General features: G+C 72.4%; 20 protein-coding genes. 12 read left to right on the top strand and 8 right to left on the bottom strand.

The features are described 5' to 3' along the window. Positions 1 to 682: 682 nt before the first annotated feature. From H4W80_RS16690 to rbsK, 9 genes are read left to right on the top strand one after another with little or no spacing between them, the layout of a single operon-like run. Positions 683 to 1,777 carry a LacI family DNA-binding transcriptional regulator gene (locus H4W80_RS16690; protein ID WP_225963483.1) on the top strand — a complete coding sequence of 365 codons (1,095 nt, stop codon included), beginning with the start codon at positions 683 to 685 and terminating at the stop codon, positions 1,775 to 1,777. Beyond that, positions 1,774 to 2,691: a carbohydrate ABC transporter permease gene (locus H4W80_RS16685; RefSeq protein WP_192785938.1), complete on the top strand. Its 918-nt coding sequence runs from the start codon at positions 1,774 to 1,776 to the stop codon at positions 2,689 to 2,691. The genes H4W80_RS16690 and H4W80_RS16685 overlap by 4 nt, the downstream gene beginning before the upstream one ends. Next, positions 2,691 to 3,509, top strand: a complete 819-nt coding sequence (locus H4W80_RS16680; RefSeq protein WP_192785937.1) for a carbohydrate ABC transporter permease — start codon at positions 2,691 to 2,693, stop codon at positions 3,507 to 3,509. The genes H4W80_RS16685 and H4W80_RS16680 overlap by 1 nt, the downstream gene beginning before the upstream one ends. A 9-nt stretch (positions 3,510 to 3,518) precedes the next feature. Further along, positions 3,519 to 4,826 (top strand): ABC transporter substrate-binding protein, encoded by a 1,308-nt coding sequence (locus H4W80_RS16675; protein ID WP_192785936.1) that lies wholly within the window; start codon positions 3,519 to 3,521, stop codon positions 4,824 to 4,826. Continuing rightward, the gene (locus tag H4W80_RS16670; protein WP_192785935.1) at positions 4,823 to 5,785 is read left to right on the top strand and encodes an ADP-ribosylglycohydrolase family protein; all 963 of its coding nucleotides are present in this window, start codon (positions 4,823 to 4,825) and stop codon (positions 5,783 to 5,785) included. The genes H4W80_RS16675 and H4W80_RS16670 overlap by 4 nt, the downstream gene beginning before the upstream one ends. Positions 5,786 to 5,791: 6 nt before the next feature. Then, a complete protein-coding gene (locus tag H4W80_RS16665; RefSeq protein WP_192785934.1) occupies positions 5,792 to 6,757 on the top strand; it encodes an ADP-ribosylglycohydrolase family protein in 966 nt (321 codons plus the stop codon). Further along, positions 6,754 to 7,893 carry an ADP-ribosylglycohydrolase family protein gene (locus H4W80_RS16660; protein ID WP_192785933.1) on the top strand — a complete coding sequence of 380 codons (1,140 nt, stop codon included), beginning with the start codon at positions 6,754 to 6,756 and terminating at the stop codon, positions 7,891 to 7,893. The genes H4W80_RS16665 and H4W80_RS16660 overlap by 4 nt, the downstream gene beginning before the upstream one ends. Further along, entirely contained in the window at positions 7,890 to 9,239 is a 1,350-nt protein-coding gene (locus H4W80_RS16655) for an ADP-ribosylglycohydrolase family protein (RefSeq protein ID WP_192785932.1), read from the top strand. Before H4W80_RS16660 ends, H4W80_RS16655 begins: the two co-directional genes overlap by 4 nt. Continuing rightward, positions 9,236 to 10,120: a ribokinase gene (gene rbsK, locus H4W80_RS16650; RefSeq protein ID WP_192785931.1), complete on the top strand. Its 885-nt coding sequence runs from the start codon at positions 9,236 to 9,238 to the stop codon at positions 10,118 to 10,120. The genes H4W80_RS16655 and rbsK overlap by 4 nt, the downstream gene beginning before the upstream one ends. On the opposite strand, the gene H4W80_RS16645 is transcribed toward rbsK, so the two are convergent. Genes H4W80_RS16645 through H4W80_RS16635 form a run of 3 tightly spaced genes read right to left on the bottom strand, consistent with a single transcriptional unit; the run spans position 10,117 to position 11,974 of the window. Next, positions 10,117 to 10,683, bottom strand: coding sequence for a dihydrofolate reductase family protein (locus H4W80_RS16645; protein WP_192785930.1), 567 nt, complete (start codon positions 10,681 to 10,683; stop codon positions 10,117 to 10,119). The genes rbsK and H4W80_RS16645 overlap by 4 nt on opposite strands. A gap of 54 nt (positions 10,684 to 10,737) precedes the next feature. After that, positions 10,738 to 11,262 (bottom strand): NUDIX hydrolase, encoded by a 525-nt coding sequence (locus H4W80_RS16640; protein WP_192785929.1) that lies wholly within the window; start codon positions 11,260 to 11,262, stop codon positions 10,738 to 10,740. Positions 11,263 to 11,272: 10 nt separating this feature from the next. Next, the gene (locus H4W80_RS16635) at positions 11,273 to 11,974 is read right to left on the bottom strand and encodes a FadR/GntR family transcriptional regulator (protein ID WP_192785928.1); all 702 of its coding nucleotides are present in this window, start codon (positions 11,972 to 11,974) and stop codon (positions 11,273 to 11,275) included. A 54-nt stretch (positions 11,975 to 12,028) separates the two neighbouring features. Between H4W80_RS16635 and leuA the strand changes: the two genes are divergently transcribed. Continuing rightward, positions 12,029 to 13,750, top strand: a complete 1,722-nt coding sequence (leuA, locus tag H4W80_RS16630) for a 2-isopropylmalate synthase (protein ID WP_225963482.1) — start codon at positions 12,029 to 12,031, stop codon at positions 13,748 to 13,750. A gap of 67 nt (positions 13,751 to 13,817) precedes the next feature. Here leuA and pyrF read toward each other — a convergent pair whose 3' ends face one another. Next, positions 13,818 to 14,642 (bottom strand): orotidine-5'-phosphate decarboxylase, encoded by an 825-nt coding sequence (pyrF, locus tag H4W80_RS16625; protein ID WP_192785927.1) that lies wholly within the window; start codon positions 14,640 to 14,642, stop codon positions 13,818 to 13,820. A gap of 143 nt (positions 14,643 to 14,785) precedes the next feature. Here pyrF and H4W80_RS16620 point away from each other — a divergent pair, with 143 nt between their 5' ends. Both H4W80_RS16620 and H4W80_RS16615 read left to right on the top strand, forming a co-directional pair. Then, complete coding sequence (locus tag H4W80_RS16620; RefSeq protein ID WP_318786902.1) at positions 14,786 to 15,241, top strand: DUF2283 domain-containing protein; 456 nt, start codon at positions 14,786 to 14,788, stop codon at positions 15,239 to 15,241. A gap of 21 nt (positions 15,242 to 15,262) precedes the next feature. Further along, positions 15,263 to 16,066, top strand: coding sequence for a Cof-type HAD-IIB family hydrolase (locus H4W80_RS16615; RefSeq protein WP_192785925.1), 804 nt, complete (start codon positions 15,263 to 15,265; stop codon positions 16,064 to 16,066). Between the two features lie 119 nt (positions 16,067 to 16,185). On the opposite strand, the gene H4W80_RS16610 is transcribed toward H4W80_RS16615, so the two are convergent. The 4 genes from H4W80_RS16610 to H4W80_RS16595 all read right to left on the bottom strand — a co-directional run bounded on the left by H4W80_RS16610 (position 16,186) and on the right by H4W80_RS16595 (position 17,577). Next, positions 16,186 to 16,437: a hypothetical protein gene (locus H4W80_RS16610; protein ID WP_192785924.1), complete on the bottom strand. Its 252-nt coding sequence runs from the start codon at positions 16,435 to 16,437 to the stop codon at positions 16,186 to 16,188. Positions 16,438 to 16,450: 13 nt separating this feature from the next. After that, positions 16,451 to 17,020, bottom strand: coding sequence for a TIGR00645 family protein (locus tag H4W80_RS16605; RefSeq protein WP_192785923.1), 570 nt, complete (start codon positions 17,018 to 17,020; stop codon positions 16,451 to 16,453). A gap of 50 nt (positions 17,021 to 17,070) precedes the next feature. Further along, positions 17,071 to 17,214, bottom strand: coding sequence for a hypothetical protein (locus H4W80_RS16600; RefSeq protein WP_185077192.1), 144 nt, complete (start codon positions 17,212 to 17,214; stop codon positions 17,071 to 17,073). A gap of 153 nt (positions 17,215 to 17,367) precedes the next feature. After that, complete coding sequence (locus H4W80_RS16595; RefSeq protein ID WP_225963481.1) at positions 17,368 to 17,577, bottom strand: hypothetical protein; 210 nt, start codon at positions 17,575 to 17,577, stop codon at positions 17,368 to 17,370. Between the last annotated feature and the right edge of the window lie 35 nt (positions 17,578 to 17,612).

The following is a 17,612-nucleotide window of genomic DNA, read 5'->3' as shown; positions in this document are numbered from 1 at the left end:
GGGTTCGGAGGGCGGTGGGTCCGAATGGCGGCGGGTTCGGAGGGGGATGGGTTCGGACGGCGGTGGCCTCGGACGGCGGTGGCCTCGGACGGCGGTGGCCTCGGACGGCGGAGGGCTCGGACGGCGGAGGGCTCGGACAGTGGAGGGCCTGCGGCGGCGGGCTGGACCCCGATGGGCTTGACCGCGACGGCCCTGGGCGGCGGTGCGCTGGACGGCCGGCGGACTCCAAGGGGCAATTGCAGACGGCGCGCCGGAGGTGGCGGGCGCGAAGGCCGTGGCGCAGGTGTGGCGCAGGTGTGGCGGGGCGTGGCCGTGGGCGTGGAGGAGCGAGGGCAGGTAGGAGCGCCTCCGGGTAACTCGCGACCGTCGGTGCCGCCGCCTGGGCGCCGGGTCGGCGGGGTGTGGGGCGGTGGTGCTCGGCGCAACGCGCACGGCGCTCCACCGGCGTGTGACGGCGGCGGGGGGTGGCGAGCGCGTGGGGGCGGTGGTCCAGGGATGTGGGGACGGTGGTCGGGGGTGGTCGGGGGATGTGGGGACGTGGGAGACTGCGGAAAGTGGCTTTGACCTGGCGTTATGCGATCGTGACTTGACCTGCAAGTTACACGCATATTTCATGTCCCAAACACCGTAAACGTTTACAGCACCTAGATCGTAAACGTTTACAGGACATGGAAGGACAGCCTTGGCCGACGGACCCACGATCAACACGATCGCCGAGCGCGCCGGTGTCTCGATCGCCTCCGTCTCGCGGGTGCTGAACGGCCTGCCGACCAGGCAGGAGACCGTGCGCAAGGTGATGGCCGCCGCCGACGAGCTGGGCTACGTGCGCAACGCCGTGGCCAGGTCGCTCAAGTCGCGCCGCACCCACCAGGTCGCCTTCGCCATGGCCGACGTCGGCAACCCCGCCTACCTGGCCATGCTCCGCCAGATCCAGCCCGTGCTGAAGGCCGCCGGATACCGGCTCGTGCTGCACTCCACCGACGCCGTCGTGGCCGACGAGATCGACGTGCTGCACAGTCTGGGCGAGCGGTACGTGGACGGGCTGATCATGAGCCCGCTGCGGGTCACCGAGGCGCACCTGGAGATGCTGGCCGCCGCCCGCACCCCCGTCGTGATCATCGGCCAGGTGCCCGAGGGCACCCGCGTGGACAACGTACGGGCCGACTCGCGGACCGGCGTCAGGCTGGCGATCGATCACCTGTACGCGCTCGGCCGCCGCCGCATCGCCATGGTCAACGGCCCGCTGGACACCGTCCCCGGCGCCGCCCGCGGGGCCGCGTACCGGGAGGCGCTCCTGGACCTCGGCCTGCCCTACGACGAGAACCTCGTGCAGATCGGCGACTTCTACCGCGCGGAAGGGGGCCGTGCGGTGGCGGAGCTGCTCGCCAGGGTTCCCGACGTGGACGCGCTGATGTGCGCGAACGACCTGATCGCGCTCGGCGCGCTCGACGTGCTGCGCGCGGCGGGGCGGCGGGTGCCGGAGGACGTGGCGGTGGTCGGCATGGACGACACCGACTTGGCAGCCGCCTCCTGGCCGTCGCTGACCAGCGTCTCGCTCGGGTCCGCCGAGCGCGGCAAGGCCGCCGCCGAGCTGCTGCTCGAACGGCTGCAGGGAGGCGATCGCGAGCCGAGGCTGGTCACCGTGCCACCCGAGCTCGTGATCCGTGCCTCAACAGCCGGGGAGCAGAGCGGGCCGGCCGGGCCGAGCGGGCTGAGCAAGCCGGGCGGGCCGGGCGCCGGATGCGAGCACCGTACGGATGAAGGAGGGAAGGCGTGACGGCGACCGTGACGAGGCCGGCGCCGCCGCGCGGGACGCGGCGCGCCAAGCGCCGCCGGATCTCGCGCCAGACGCGCGAGATGTGGCTGCTCATGCTGCCCGCTCTGGTGCCGGTGGCGCTGTTCAGCGTGGGCCCGCTGCTGTACGGCATCGGCCTGGCGTTCACCGACGCCCGCAACACCCGTAACCGCGAGACGAGCTTCGTCGGCCTGGAGAACTTCGGCCGGCTGCTGACCGACGACGAGTTCTGGTCCTCGTTCAAGATCGGTGCGATCTGGGGCGTCTCGGTGACCGTGCTGCAGTTCCTGGCCGCCCTCGGCCTGGCGCTGCTGCTCAACGAGAACCTGCGGTTCCGGGGCGTGGCCCGGGTGCTGGCGGTGGTGCCGTGGGCGATGCCGCCGGTGGTCATCGGCCTGATGTGGAAGCTCGTCTACCACCCCGACGCCGGCATCCTGAACGACCTGCTGGGCACGGACATCAACTGGCTGGCCGACTTCTCGCTCGCGCTGCCGGCGATCATCGTGGTCGGCATCTGGACCGGCATGCCGCAGACCACGGTGGTCCTGCTGGCGGGCCTGCAGGGCATCCCGAAGGAGCTCTACGAGGCCGGCGAGGTGGACGGCGCCACCCGCTGGCGGCGGTTCTGGAACATCACGCTGCCGCAGCTGCGGCCGGTGATCGTGGCGATCACCTCGCTCGACTTCGTGTGGAACATCAACCAGTTCGGCCTGGTCTACGTGCTCACGCAGGGCGGGCCGGGCGGGCAGACGCGGCTGCCGATGCTGTTCGCGTACGAGGAGGCGTTCAGGTACCGGATGGCCGGTTACGCCTCGATGCTCGGCCTCGCGATGGCGATCGTCGTGCTGGCCGTGCTCGCGCTCTACCTGGGACGCCAGATGAGGGAGACCAAGTGATGAGGCGCTTCTCGCAGTACGTGGCGCTGGTCGCGTACATCGTCTTCCTGGCGTTCCCGCTGGCCTGGCTGCTGTCGACGGCGCTGAAGACGCCGCGGGAGATGGCCCTGGCCGACCCCACGTGGATCCCGCGCGACCCGACGCTGGCCAACTTCGCCGACGCGTTCGGCGAGCAGGACCTGGTGGGCGCGGGGCTGCGCAGCCTGGTCGTGGCGCTGTTCAGCAGCGTGATCACGGTGCTGATCTCGCTGCCCGCCTCCTACGCGATGGCGCGCTACCGCAGCCTGCTCAACCGCATCGCCATCGGCTGGGTGCTGGTCAGCCAGGTGTTCCCGTTCATCCTGATCATCATTCCGCTCTTCATGATCCTGCGCGATCTGGACCTGGTGAACACGCTGCCCGGCCTGGTGGTCGTGCACGTGACGTTCACGCTGCCGTTCGCGCTGTGGATGCTGCAGGGGTACGTGCGCGCGGTGCCGCGCGAGCTGGAGGAGGCCGCGGCCGTGGACGGCGCGACCCGGCTGCGCTCGATCGCGAGCGTGGTCGCGCCGCTGCTGGCGCCGGGCGTGGTGGCCACGCTGCTGTTCTCGTTCATCTCGTCGTGGAACGAGTTCATGTTCGCGCTCGTGATCCTGCAGAACCCCGATGTCATGACGCTCCCGCTCACTCTGGTGCGGTTCACCGGACCCGAGGGGGTGGCCAGGCTCGGCCCGCTGGCCGCGGCGTCGCTCATGGCGACGATCCCGAGCCTGATCTTCTTCGCAATCATTCAGCGGCGACTGAAGTCCGGCCTGATGGCCGGCGCCGTGAAGGGCTAGGAGGCTCATATGCGAATCACGTCCGCTCTGGCGGCTGCGGCGATCCTCACGCTCGCCGCCGCGTGCGGCGGGGGAGGCGGCGGCGCGCAGTCGTCGTCCGCCCCCAACGAGCCAGTCAAGATCAATTTCCTCAGCCTGGCGTGGCAGAAGGAATCCGTCGCCGCGAACAAGCAGCTCGTGGACGAGTGGAACAAGGCCAACCCCAACATCCAGGTCACCTACGTCCAGGGCAGCTGGGACAACGTCAACGACCAGCTCGTCACCCAGTTCGCCGGCGGCACGGCGCCGGACGTCATCCACAACGACTCGCCCGCGCTGTCCGGCTTCGCCTCCGACGGCTACCTGCTCGACCTGAAGGACAAGCTGCCCGCCGAGCTCAAGAGCGACATCCCGCAGCCCGCCTGGGACACCGTCACCTTCGACGACGGCAAGGGCCAGCAGGGCGTGTACGGCGTGCCGTTCCTGCAGGAGTCGCAGGTCATCATCGCCAACAAGAAGCTGCTCGACGCCTCCGGCGCGCGCGTCCCGACGCCCGACAACCCCTGGACGTGGGACGAGTTCTCGGCCGCGGCGAAGAAGATGACCAAGGGCGGCAACTTCGGCGTGGCCTGGCCGATGAAGTCGCCGGTCAACAAGACGCTCAACCTGGCGCTCAACTTCGGCGGCACGTTCTTCCAGACGGCCGACGGCAAGACCACGGTCAAGGTCGGCCCCGAGGAGCGCGAGGTGCTCCAGCGCATCCACGACCAGCTCTACAAGGACAAGTCCGCCGACCCGGCCGCGCTCGGCCAGGGCACCGCGGACCCGCTGCCGGCCTTCTACAAGGGCAAGTTCGCGCTGCTGCCCGCCGGCGTGTTCCTGCGCCAGCAGGTCGCCGAGCAGGCTCCCGAGGGCTTCGAGTGGGTCACGCTCCCCGCGCCGAAGGGCACGAGCGCCCAGCAGGGCGCGGTCTCGCAGACGCTGTCTATCGCGCAGGACAGCAAGCACCCGGACGAGGCCATGAAGTTCATCGCCTTCTTCCTGAACGGCGCGAACCAGGCCAAGCTCGCCAAGGGTGACTGGCTCCTGCCGACCTCCCAGGCGGCCGCCGCCGACCCGGCGATGACCACCAAGGAGAACGGCTGGGACGTGGCCACCGCCTCCGCCAAGAACCTCGTCGTGGCGCCGTTCCTCAAGGTGAACGGGTTCGACGAGTGGAAGACCAAGGTCGCCACGCCGACGCTGCAGGAGTACTTCGCCAATAAGATCACCATTGACCAGGCGGCCTCGAAGCTGGTCGAGGACGGCAACAAGGTGTTGGAGCGGTACCAGCGGTGACTTTTCGGGATAAGGCCCGTGGGTGTCTCCTCGGCCTCGCGGCCGGGGACGCCCTCGGGGCCCCGGCCGAGAACCTGCCGCCGTCGGAGATCCGGCGGCGGTGGGGCCGGCTCACGGAGATCGAGGGCGGCGGGACCGACGACACCGAGTACGCCATCTTCGCCGCCTCGCTCCTGGTGCGGCACGGGCACGCGCTGACCTCCGCCGACGTGGCGCAGGCGTACCGGCGGGAGATCATCCCGCGGGTCACCGGTCCCATGCGCGGGGCCGGGTTCTCCGAGCTGGGCACCGTCGAAGCGCTTCGCCGCGGGCTGGAGCCGCCGCTGACGGGGCTGGTCCACTCGCACGGCTGGTCGGACGGGCTGGCGATGCGGGCGGCGCCGTACGGGGTGTTCTGCCCGGGCGATCCCGCCGAGGCGGCCCGGCTGGTGGAGCAGGACGGGCTGGTCAGCGGGTCCGGCGAGGGCATCCTGGGCGGCCGCGCGGTCGCCGGGGCCGTGGCCGCCGCGTTGGGCGGGGCCTCGGTCCAGGACGTCGTACGGGCGGCGCTGTCGGTGATCCCCGCCGACTCGTGGACCGCCCGCAACGTCGTACGCGCCACGGAACAGGTCACGGGCCCGGCCGACGAGGCCGCGCTCGTCGAGGCGCTGCACGCGGCCGTGGTCGTCAGGCACTACCCCTGGACCGACGTCGCCCCCGAGGCCGTGGCGCTGGCGCTGGCGGCCGTGCTGGCCGGGGACGGCGACGTCGAGGCGTCCGTGACGTTCGGGGTGAGCCTGGGCAGGGACGCCGACACGATCGGCGCCATCGCCGGGGCGATCACCGGAGCCATGCGCGGCGAGAGCGGCGTGCCCGGACGGTGGGCGGCCAGGATCGGCCCCGTGACGGGCAAATGCCTGCCCGTCGTGGCCGGAAGACACGTACTGGACGTCGCCGACGAACTGGCGGGAGGACTGTAGATCACGATGTCGGGGGACAGAATCAGAGGGGCCTTCGCCGGGCTCGCCGTCGGTGACGCCGCCGGATGGCCGGCGGCCAGGCACCGGGCGGCCCTGCACGCCCCCTGGAGCAGACGCCTGCACAGAGAGCTGGACGCCTTCGCGGAGGAGCACGAGGTCACCACGCTGCCGGTCCCGTTCGCGCTCAACCAGCCCACGGCCCCGCTGGCCGTAGGCCCGTCCGACGACGCCGAATGGCTGGCCTGGACGGCGCTCACCATCGACCGCCCGAGAGCCGAGGCGTTCAGGGAGCTGCGCCGGGACGGTGTCAGGGGCCGGATCTCGGTGGCCACCGCGCTCGACAACCTCGCCAAGGGCCTCGAGCCGCCCGCGTCCGGGCACGACAACCCGCACCACTTCGACGACGCCGCCGCCGTCAGGGCCGTGGCGTTCGGGGTCCTGGGACGGGACCCCACGCAGGACGCCCAGGTGACGAACGCCTATGACGGAGTCCTGGGCGCCCTGGCCATGGCCGCCGCCGTGGCCGAGGCCGTGCGGTCGGGATCGGTGGCCGGGGCGGTGGAGGCGGCGCTGGCCGTCCTGCCCGAGGACACCGCCATCGGCCACAACGCCCGCGCGGCGCTGGCGGTCACGCGCAGGGCGGGCGACCCGTTCGCGGCCGTGCCCGCGCTGGACGCCGCGCTGCTCGACCACGTCTACAGCTACGGCGTCGGCGCCGCGCAGACCGTGCCGGTGGCGCTGGCACTGGCCGAGGCGGCGGGCGGCGAGCTCGCGCGGGCCGTGCCCGCGGCGGCCTGCCTGGCCGCGCTGGCCGACTCGGCGCCCGCGCTGACCGGCGCGCTCGCGGGAGCGTGCGGCGGGCTGGAGGCGATCCCGGAGGGGTGGATCGCGTCGGTACGCACGCTGGCCGGTTGTTGCCTGCCTGACCTGGCAGGGCAAGATCTGATCGAACTATCGGAGGGAATCGCATGACGCCGCTTGAGGACAGGGCCACTGGCTGCGTGGCGGGGGCGGCGGTCGGTGACGCGCTGGGCGGCGCCACCGAGGGCTGGACCCCCGAGCAGATCGTCGAGAGGTACGGGGGTCGCGTCGAGGGCATCGTGCCGCCGTTCAACGACGACTGGCGCAACGCCCGTCCCATCGCCCCGTACCACAAGGGCGACGGCCACATCACCGACGACACGTTGATGACGCACGCCCTGATCCGCGTCTACGAGAAGGCCGGCGGGCACCTGACCGCGTACTCGATGGCCGAGCACCTGGTGCCCGAGCTGATGGGCGAGCGGCGCTGGATCCCCGAGCTGGAGGCCGAGGCGCTGCCGCTGCAGCGGATCTTCCTGGCCGAGAAGTGGATCGTGGCCAGGCTCCACTACGGGCACGTGGACCCGCGCGAGGCCGGCGTCGGCAACATCGTCAACTGCGGCGCCGCCATGTACGTCGCCCCCGTTGGCATCGTGAACGCCGCCGACCCCGACGCCGCCTACGCCGAGGCCGTCGACCTGGCCGGGGCGCACCAGTCCAGCTACGGCCGGGAGGCCGCCGGGGTGATGGCCGCCGCCGTGGCCGAGGCCATGCGGCCGGGCGCCACCGCGGACTCCGTGATCGCGGCCTGCCTGCGCCTGGCCAAGGACGGCACGCGGGCCGCCATCGAGTCCGTCTGCGAGGCCGCCGCCGGGCTGGGGCACTGGGACGGGTCGTTCGAGACGCTGCGCGCCGCCATGCGGCCCTACGACACCGTCGCCGACACCTACCGCGACCAGGGGCTGGGGGCGCGGCGGCCGAGCCGGGTGCACAGCATCGAGGAGCTGCCGCTGGCGCTCGGGTTCCTGGTGATCGCCAAGGGCGACTACCGCGAGACCGTGCTGGGCGGCGTCAACTACGGGCGCGACGCCGACTCGATCGCGTCCATGGGCGGGGCCATCGCGGGCGCCCTCGGGGGGCTGTCCGCGGTGCCGCCGGAGTGGGTCTCGCAGGTGGGGGCGGCCAGCCGGACGGACCTGGTGGCCCCCGGGCTCGCGATCGCGGAGGTGGCGCGCCGGGTGCACGCCGACGACCTGGTACGGCGCCGCGGCCACGAGGCCGCCTTCGCCGACCTCGACCGCCGGTGATCCGCCTCACCTGGGTCCAGCCGGAGGACCTGATCGGCCACGAACTCCGCCAGGCCGTCGAGGACGGCCGGGCTTCCGGCCCCGACGCGGAGCGCGTGAGGGAGATCGCGGACCGCTGGCACGCGGCCGGCGGCCACGACGCGCCCCCGCGCGCCGGGGCCTCCGAGCCGGGCGCGGCCCGCCTGCGGGACCTGGCCGGGGAGCTGCTGGACGAGCTGGCCGCCGTCCCGTCCCCGCTGCCCGAGCCCTCGGACCTGGCCGGCATCGTCGCCGCCTGCCCGTCCTGGCCGGGCACGACGACGAGATCGGCCGTCGATCCGGCGCGGGTGCTCGGCGCGTGGCAGGGGCGGGCGGCCGGGTGCGTGCTCGGCAAGCCCGTGGAGAAGATCCCGCGCGAGGGCGTCAGGCAGATCGCCGAGGCCACCGGCAACTGGCCCATCCGCGGCTGGTTCACCGCCAAGGGGCTCCCGGACGACGTCGCCCGCCGCTGGCCGTGGAACCGCCGCAGCGCCGTCAACTCCCTGGCCGAGAACATCGACGGCATCCCCGAGGACGACGACCTCAACTACCCGCTGCTGGCCCTGTCCGTCCTGGAGCGCCACGGCCGCGGCTTCACCACCGACGACCTGGCCAAGCTGTGGCTGGACGAGCTGCCCGCCGGCCGCACGTTCACCGCCGAACGGGTCGCGTACCGCAACCTCCTGGACGGCGTCGAGCCGCCCGCCACGGCGACCCGCCGCAACCCGTTCAGGGAGTGGATCGGCGCCCTGATCAGGGCCGACGTGTACGGCTGGAGCAACCCGGGCGACCCCGCCACGGCGGCGGAGCACGCCTGGCGCGACGCCCGCCTGACCCACACCGCCAACGGGATCTACGGGGCCATGTTCGTGGCCGCCATGTGCGCGTCCGCCCTGGTCGCCACCTCTCCCGAGGAGGTCGTACGGGCGGGCCTGTCGGTGGTGCCGGAGCGCTCGCGCCTGCACGAGGCGGTACGCCTGGCCGCCGCGGACGCCGCCCGCGAGGACGACTTCGAGCGGGTCGTCGACCTCCTGCACGAACGCCACGGCGCCCTGCACTGGGTGCACACCATCAACAACGCCGCCCTCATCGCGGCCACGCTGATCCACGGCCGGGGCGACTTCACCGCCACGATCGCCGGAGCGGTGGCCGGCGGCTGGGACACCGACTCCGCCGGGGCCACGGCCGGGTCCGTCGCGGGCGCGCTGAACGGCGGCGTGCCGGACCGCTGGCGGATGCGCGACAGCCTGGCCAGCAGCCTGACCGGGTACGACGGAGTAGGGCTGGCCGCGCTGGCCGCCCGCACACAGGAGATGATGGGCCCATGATCTCGGTTTTCGGCAGCGCCAACATGGACCTCGTCGCCTACGTCTCCGAAGCCCCCAAGCGGGGCGAGACGGTCACCGGGCACCGGTTCCGTACCGTGCCCGGCGGCAAGGGCGCCAACCAGGCCATCGCCGCCGCCCGCGCGGGCGCGCACGTGGCCTTCCTCGGGGCGGTGGGCGACGACGGCTTCGGCGCGGAGCTGCGCGCCACGCTGGCGCAGGCCGGGATCGACGTACGCGGCCTGCGCGAGGTGCCCGGGCCCAGCGGCATCGCGCACATCGTGGTGGACGACGAGGGCGGCAACTCGATCATCGTCGTCCCCGGCGCGAACGGCACCGTCACCGGCCCCTCGGGCGAGGACCTGGCCGCCATCGCCCGCTCGGACGCGCTGCTGCTCCAGCTCGAACTGCCCATGGAGGCCGTCGTGGCGGCCGCCCAGGCCGCCCAGGTCTCCGGCGTGCCCGTCTACCTGACCCCGGCCCCCGCCCGGCCGCTGCCGGACGAGCTCCTCGACGCGGTCACCACGATCGTCCCGAACGAGCACGAGGCCGCCGCCATCACCGGCGCCGCCGGCGCGGAGGCCGCCCTCGACGCGCTGCTGGAGCGGGTGGAGGAGGCGCTGATCACGCTGGGCTCCGAGGGCGCGCTGTACGGGTCGCGCTCGGGGGAGCGGCTGCGGGTGCCCGCGGTGAAGGTGGACGCCGTGGACACGACCGCGGCCGGCGACACCTTCGTGGGCGCGTTCGCCGTGGCCAGGTCGGAGGGGATGAGCGTGGCCGACGCGCTGGGCTTCGCGTCCACGGCGGCGGCGCTGTCGGTGCAGCGGGAGGGGGCCAGCACCTCCATGCCGACCCGCCACGAGATCGAGGCCGCCCTGCCCTAGCTGCCGGCCCGTTCGTAGCGCAGCAGCGCCACCCCGGCGTCGAACGTCCGCGTCTCCACCAGCCGCAGGCCGGTCCGCTGGGCCAGCGGAGGGAACAGCGGCCGGCCGCCGCCGAGGACGACCGGGTGCACCATGATGTGATATTCGTCGATCAGCCCCAGCTCGGTGAGCGCGCCGGCCAGCCGGGAGCCGCCGTTCAGCAGGAGGTCCTTGCCGGGCCCGCTCTTCAGCTCGGCGACCTCCTTGGCGAGGTCGCCGGAGACGATCCGGGCGTCCCAGCCGGCCTCCCGCAGCGTGGTGGAGAAGACGACCTTCGGGGTGCTGCGCCAGACGGGCGCGAACTTGAGGTCGTGCGGGTCGTCCGAGATCGACTCCGCGTGGGGCCAGTAGCTGGACATCATCTCCCAGACGACGCGCCCGTACAGGAAGGTGCCGACGCGGGCGTGGACCTCGTCCCCGTACGCCGACAGCTCCGGCCCCATCGCCGGCCAGTCGAACTCCCCGTTCGGGCCCTCGATGTGGCCGTCGACGGAGGTGTGGACCCAGTAGATGAGCTTGCTCATGGTGTGCTCCTTCACGTTGTGCTCGTAACCGGGTCGGAGCCGTCCGCGCGTTCTTCACATCCCTTCCGAAGATTTTTCCTCGAATGTCCAGAGGAGCCTGACGGGGGCCTGGGGGCGCACTCCGGCCAGGAGGTCCGGCAGCAGCGCGGCCAGCCCCGGCGGGAACACGCGCTCCTCGGCGGCGGCCAGCTCGTCCGCCCGCCACCAGCGGTGGCCCAGCTTGAAGGCCTCCGTCTCGTAGTCCTCCAGCGCCGTGGGGGCGACGGTCGCGGAGGGCACGCGGGCGAAGAAGTACGTGTGCACGGTGTAGAAGTGGCGGCCGAGGTTGGACCACGCGCCCTCGTTCACCGCCACGGGGTCGCCGAGACCGGCGCCGTCGAGCACGTGGCCGGTCTCCTCCAGCACCTCGCGCGCCGCCGCCTGCGCCGGTGACTCGCCCGGCTCCAGGCCGCCGCCGGGCAGGTGCCAGGCGGGCTCCTTCGGCCACGGGTCCGGCGGGACGAAGCGGAGCAGGAGGACGCGGTCGTCGGGGGCGGCCAGGATGACGCGGGCCGAGGGGCGCTGCGTACGGATGATCACCGTGACCAGGCTATGCGCCGTGCAGGTGGGCGAGCGTCTGCTCCAGCTCCGCCTGAAGGATCGCGCCCGCCGCGTCCCCGTCGCCGTCCCGGACGGCGGCCACTAGCTCCGCGTGCGAGTCGTGCCCCGGGTTGCGGTCGTGCGCGCGCAGCCCGAGCACCTCCACCAGGCCGATCAGCCCCTCGCGCAACGCTGGCGCGAACTCGGCGAACAGGTCGGTCAGCACCGGGTTGCCGGCCGCCGCGACGACCGCCGCGTGCAGGGCGATGTCGGCGTCCACGAACGCGGCGTCGTCCTGCGCCGCCGCCCGCGCCCGCGCCGCCAGCGCCTCCTCCAGCGCCGCGACGTCCTCCTCGGTGCGCCGCCGCGCCGCCATCCGGGCGGCCTGCGTCTCGACCATCATGCGCACCTCGTAGACGTCCGTGATGGCGGCCCGGCGCAGCCGGGCGGGCCAGTCCTCGGCGGGCACAGTGGCGGTCGCAGTGGCGATCACGAACACCCCCGAGCCCTGCCGGGCCTGCACCAGCCCCGCCCCCGCCAGCGCGCGCAGCGCCTCCCGGACCGTCGAACGCCCCACTCCCAGCGCCTTGGCCAGCGCGTTCTCGCCGGGCAGGCGGGTGCCCACGGGCCACTCGCCCTGCGTGATCTGCTCGCGCAGGTGCTGGGTCGCCTGCTCGACGAGCGGGCTGGGACGGAGGGAGCCGAGTGGCATCGAACGCACCTCTCAGGTTGTCTGAGGACCTGTGTTGTGATTAGTGTAGCCGCCATGACGCCGTCCGTGTACGCCTGGAACCGTCAACGTCCCAGCACCATGCCCTACCACCGCTACAAGCCCGCCCACGAGCGCGTCGAGGTGCCGCTCACCGAGCGCGACTGGCCGTCCGCGCGCCTCACACGGGCCCCGCTCTGGGTGCCCGTGGACCTGCGCGACGGCAACCAGGCGCTGGCCGAGCCGATGGACCCGGCCCGCAAGCGCCGGATGTTCGACCTGCTGACCGGCATGGGGTTCAAGGAGATCGAGGTCGGCTACCCCTCGTCCAGCCGGCTCGACTTCGACTTCGTCCGCCACCTCGCCGAGCCCGGCGTCGTGCCGGAGGATGTGACCGTGGTCGTGTTCACGGCCGCCAGGCGGGACCTGATCGAGCGCACGTTCGCCGCCATCGAGGGGTTGCCCCGCGCTGTCGTGCACCTCTACACCGCCACCGCCCCCACCTGGCGGGACGTGGTGCTCGGCCACAACAGGCACGAGCTGCGCGCCCTGATCATGGACGCCGCCGGGCACGTCGCCCGGCTCGCGGACGGCCTCGACGTGCGCTTCCAGTTCTCGCCGGAGGTGTTCAACCTCACCGAGCCCGACTACGTGCTGGAGGTCTGCAACGACCTGACGGCCCTGTGGGACGCCGCGCCGGACCGCCCGGTGATCCACAACCTGCCCGCGACGGTCGAGGTGGCCACCCCCAACGTGTACGCCGACCAGATCGAGTACATGCACCGCCACCTCGACCGCAGGGACGCGGTCATCCTCTCGGTGCACCCGCACAACGACCGCGGCACCGGCGTGGCCTGCGCCGAGCTGGCCCTGCTGGCCGGCGCCCAGCGGGTGGAGGGCTGCCTGTTCGGCAACGGCGAGCGGACCGGCAACGTGGACCTGGTGACCCTCGCGCTCAACCTGTACTCCCAGGGCGTGGACCCCATGCTCGACCTGTCCGACATCGACGAGATCCGCCGGGTCGTGGAGCACTGCAACCGGCTGCCCGTGCCCGAGCGCCACCCGTACGCGGGGGACCTCGTCTACACCGCCTTCTCCGGCACCCACCAGGACGCCATCGGCAAGGGCCTGGCCCACCACGCCAAGCGGGCCGCCGAGCTGGGCGTGCCGCCGGAGCGGGCGCCGTGGGAGGTGCCGTACCTGCCCATCGACCCCGCCGACGTGGGCCGCGGCTACCAGGCGGTCATCCGGGTCAACAGCCAGTCGGGCAAGGGTGGCATCGCCTACCTCCTGCGCACCCGCTACGGCCTGGAGCTGCCCCGCCGCCTGCAGATCGACTTCTCCTCGGTCGTGCAGCGCGCCACCGACGGCAGCGGCGAGGAGATCACGGCCGAGCAGCTGTGGGAGCTCTTCCACGCCACCTACCTGGCCCCGGGGGAGACCGGCGCGCTGGCCGAGTGGAGCACCAGGGAGACGGCGCCCGGCGTGCACGAGTTCGCGGGCACGCTGCGGTCGGGGCGCCGGCTGCGCGGCACCGGCAACGGGCCGCTGTCCGCGCTGACCGCCGCGCTCGGGGACGACGGGATCGACGTGGACATCCTCCACTTCGCCGAGCACGCCCTGGACCCGGGCCGGGGCAGCCGCGCCATCGCCTACGTGGAGGCCCGCGTCGACGGCGTCACCAGCTGGGGCGCGGCCCAGGACACCTCGGTCCTGACCGCCTCGGCCCACGCCGTGCTGGCCGCCGTCAACCGCGTGCTGGCGTCCGCGCCGGCCTGATCACCGGCGGGCGCGGCTCACACCTGAGGTGGTGGGTGGGCCGCGCGGTCGTCACGGCGGGCGCGGCTCACGCCTGGGTGGCGATCTTCGCGTCCAGGTGGGCGGCGCACTCGTCGCGGAAGTAGAGCGTGCGAGAGCGCAGCCGCTTGGGGTCGGCCAGGACCGCCCGGGAGACCGAGGGCACGACGGCGTGCCGTACGGAGGCGAACAGCCGCGCCACGTCGGCGGGCGAGGCCCCCTGGGCGCCCAGCCCCGGCGCGAGGATGGGGCCGTTGAGGTCGTCCAGCGAATACTCCAGCTCGGGCAGCGTGGCCCCCATCACCACCCCGATGGACCCCAGCGGCTCGTGCCCGGCGTTCGCCGCGGCGACCCCGGCGAGCACCTGGTCGGCCACGAGCCGCTGCAGCGGGGCGGCCTCCGGGTTGGAGGTGCGGGCCAGCACGAAGACGCCGGCGTCATTGGCCATGGCGGACACGATCGCGCCCTCCAGCGACCCGAACCCGAGATACGGGCTCAGCGTCACGGCGTCGGCGGCCAGCGGGCTGCCCCGGTCGAGGTAGGCCTCGGCGTAGGCGGCCATCGTGCTGTCGATGTCGCCCCGCTTGACGTCGAGCACCACCAGCGTCCCGGCCTCGCGCAGGTCGGCGATGGTGCGTTCCAGCACCGCGATGCCGCGGCTGCCCCAGCGCTCGAAGAAGGCGGACTGCGGCTTGACCAGGGCCGCCACGTCGCCGACGGCCTCGACGACCGTGCGGCTGAAGCGTTCCAGACCGGCGGGCGAGTCGTCGAGCCCCCAGGCGTGCAGCAGCGCCGGACTCGGATCGATGCCCACACACAGCGGACCGCACTCGTCGAGCCTGGCTCGAAGGCGCGTCCCGAATGACTCGTTCATCTCAAGGGCCCCCTTACGACCGTTGGCAGCCTAGCTTGCGGCAGCCGTAGCCAGAAACGCATACTTCGGCGACGGTATGGGATGGGGCCTTCAAGTGTCTTTCATGGGGTAGATCAGGCTACATGTACGAGATCGCCCATCGGGTGCTGGCGCTGCGTACCGATCCGCCGCGTGATGTCACCGTCACGGTCGGCGTGCCTTACGAGGAGCCGACGGGGGACTGGTCGTGCCCGTACCGGATCGACGGGCTCGACGGGTGGGAGCACGAGCGGAAGGTCACCGGGGTCGACTCGCTGGAGGCGATCGAGCTGGCCCTGGCCATGGTCCGGGCCGCGCTGGCAGGCTCGCACGAGGCCAAGGAGGGGCTGCTGAGCTGGGACGAGGCGCCGTCCGGGCAGCGGCCGCAGACGGTGTACGTGAGCTTCGACAAGATCCGCAATATCGCCTATATCGCGATGAAGCACGAAATAGTGCCAGAAGAGATCGTAAGTCAGGTTGAAGCGGCGGATGTCGTTCTTGATTTCGGCGACACCGGGCGACTCCTCGGCCTGGAGCTGTCGAACGCGGCCGGGCGGCTCCCCTCCGAGATGCGGATCTGAAAGATCGGCATAATCGGCACCATGAGCGCCGGCACCCTCCCCCGCCTCGTGGCCACCGACCTCGACGGAACCCTCCTCAACTCCTCACGCGCCATCACCCCCCGCACCAGACAGGCCCTTCAGGCCGCCCGCGCGGCCGGCGCCGAGATCGTCTTCGTCACCGCCAGGCCGCCGCGCGCCGTCCGCGCCCTCGCCGCTGAGGCGGGCGTCACGGGCGTCGCGATCTGCAGCAACGGCGCGATCGTGTACGACCTGGCCGCCGACGAGATCGTCACCAGCCGTCTCCTGGACCGGACGGCGGCGAACACGGTCGCGCAGGCCCTGGCCGCGGCACTGCCCGGGATCGGCCTGGCCATCGAGACGGGCCGGGGCGTGCTCGCCGAGGTCGCCTACACCAGGCGCCTCGTGGAGGACCTGGCCTACCTCCGCGAGGTGAGCTCCGTCTTCGACGGCGACGATCCGATCGTCAAGCTGCTCGCCCAGTCGCACACCAGCACGGCGGACGAGATGGTCGCGGCCGTCGTGGCGCGGGTCGAGGGGCTGGCCGAGGTCACGCACTCCGGCGGGACCGGCCTCCTGGAGATCAGCGCTCCGGGGGTGACGAAGGCGAGCACGCTCGACGTGCTGTGCCGGGAGTGGGGGATCGCGCCCGGCGAGGTGGTGGCCTTCGGCGACATGCCGAACGATCTGGCCGTGCTCTCCTACGCGGGCGCCGGCTACGCCATGGCCAACGCGCACCACCTGGTGCTGGCGGCGACCGAGCGCCGCACGCTGTCCAACGACGAGGACGGGGTGGCCGCGGTGCTGGAGAAGCTGTACGGCTGAGGATCGCTCCTGGCCCGCCGTACGTGCCAGTCGTTCGTGCCCGCCCGCTGCCGCCGTACGTGCTCGCTCATCGCCGGCCGTACGTGCCCGCCCGCCCCCGCAGGCGGGCACGTACGGGGTCAGGCGTCGTCGTCCGACACCCGTGAGGCGCCCTTACAGGTGGTGGGCGACTTGCCGAGCAGCGGGAGCAGCGACCCGCAGGTGCTCACGGGCAGCGACACCGGCTCGATGATCTCGTCGTTGAAGATGGTCACGTTGCCGATCAGGGGCGGGGGACCGCCCGGCCTGGCGGCCTCGCCTTCGGCGTGGGCGGCGCCCGCGAGCGAGCACGCGAACACCGCGATCGTCACGATGACGGCCGGCCGCCTCACCGGAGCGTCCCGGTCACGCGGCGACCCGTTCCTGCTGCAGGGTGGACTGCCGCTCGCCCCCGTTCGTCTCGGCGTCGCGCCGCGCGCCCGCCATGATGCGGTCGATCAGCGCCAGCGTCAGCGCCGAGACCACGAAGGTCAGGTGGATCAGCGTTTTCCACAGCAGCTCCCTGTCGGTGATGGTCGGTCTGGAGGCGTTGATGAAGATCTGGAGGAGATGGACGGACGAGATGCCGATGATCGCCATGGCCAGCTTGACCTTCAGCACGTTGGCGTTGACGTGGGAAAGCCATTGGGGCTGGTCGGGGTGGCCCTCGATGCGCAGCCGGGAGACGAACGTCTCGTAGCCGCCGATGATGACCATGATGAGCAGGTTGGAGACCATGACCACGTCCACGAGGCCGAGGACGATCAGCATGACGGTGGTCTCCGGTGGTGAGCCGCCGAACCCGAGCTCGATCAGATGGAGCAGCTCCAGCATGAACCGCCACGTGTACACGATCTGGGCGAGGATCAGCCCCATGTAGAGCGGCGCCTGAATCCACCGGCTGAGGAACATGAAATAGCCGACATAACTGGACATGGTCCGTGACTCCGGTGGAGCGTCGGCCACGGGCACCTGCGCGAGCCGCACTAGGACGTGAAGACGTTGACGTGCTGGACCCAGGTCTCGACGCGCACGATGGGCGGGTCGGTGGTGAGCTTGTCGAAAGCGATGGAGGGTAGGGCGCCCGCCAGCGCGAGTGCGGCGACGGCGGTCAGGACGCGGACCTTCAAAGGATCTCCTAGCTGCTCTGCGCTATCGGATGGACTGGGCTTGCGCTGTAGGGGGGAACTGATCGGGCCGCCATGGCGGGCGGCGCGGCTGCCTCTGCCGCGCCGCACGCTCGGATAACCGGATCGGCCGGGGACGTGCCCAGGCTGAGCCGGTCAGGGCTGCAGGCAGCTCACGCCCGGCACCTCGGCCGGCACGGCCGGCGCGGTCGGGTCGATCAGTGTCGTGGCGCCGGCGCCGGCCTCGGCCAGGCAGGGGACCAGGGCGAGAGGATCCACCACGGCGTAGGACGCCGGGGCGGAGAGCAGAGTCAGGCCGGCGGCGACGGCCGCGACGGCGACGATCCTGCGGGGGGAGAAAAGCATGGAACCTCCTGGGAGACGGTAATGAACAACCGTCG

The sequence above is a fragment of the Nonomuraea angiospora genome (assembly GCF_014873145.1).
In the GTDB taxonomy this organism is placed as follows: Bacteria; Actinomycetota; Actinomycetes; order Streptosporangiales; family Streptosporangiaceae; genus Nonomuraea; species Nonomuraea angiospora.
Note: the sequence above shows the minus strand (reverse complement) of the source record. Positions and strands in the feature narration are given on the sequence as shown.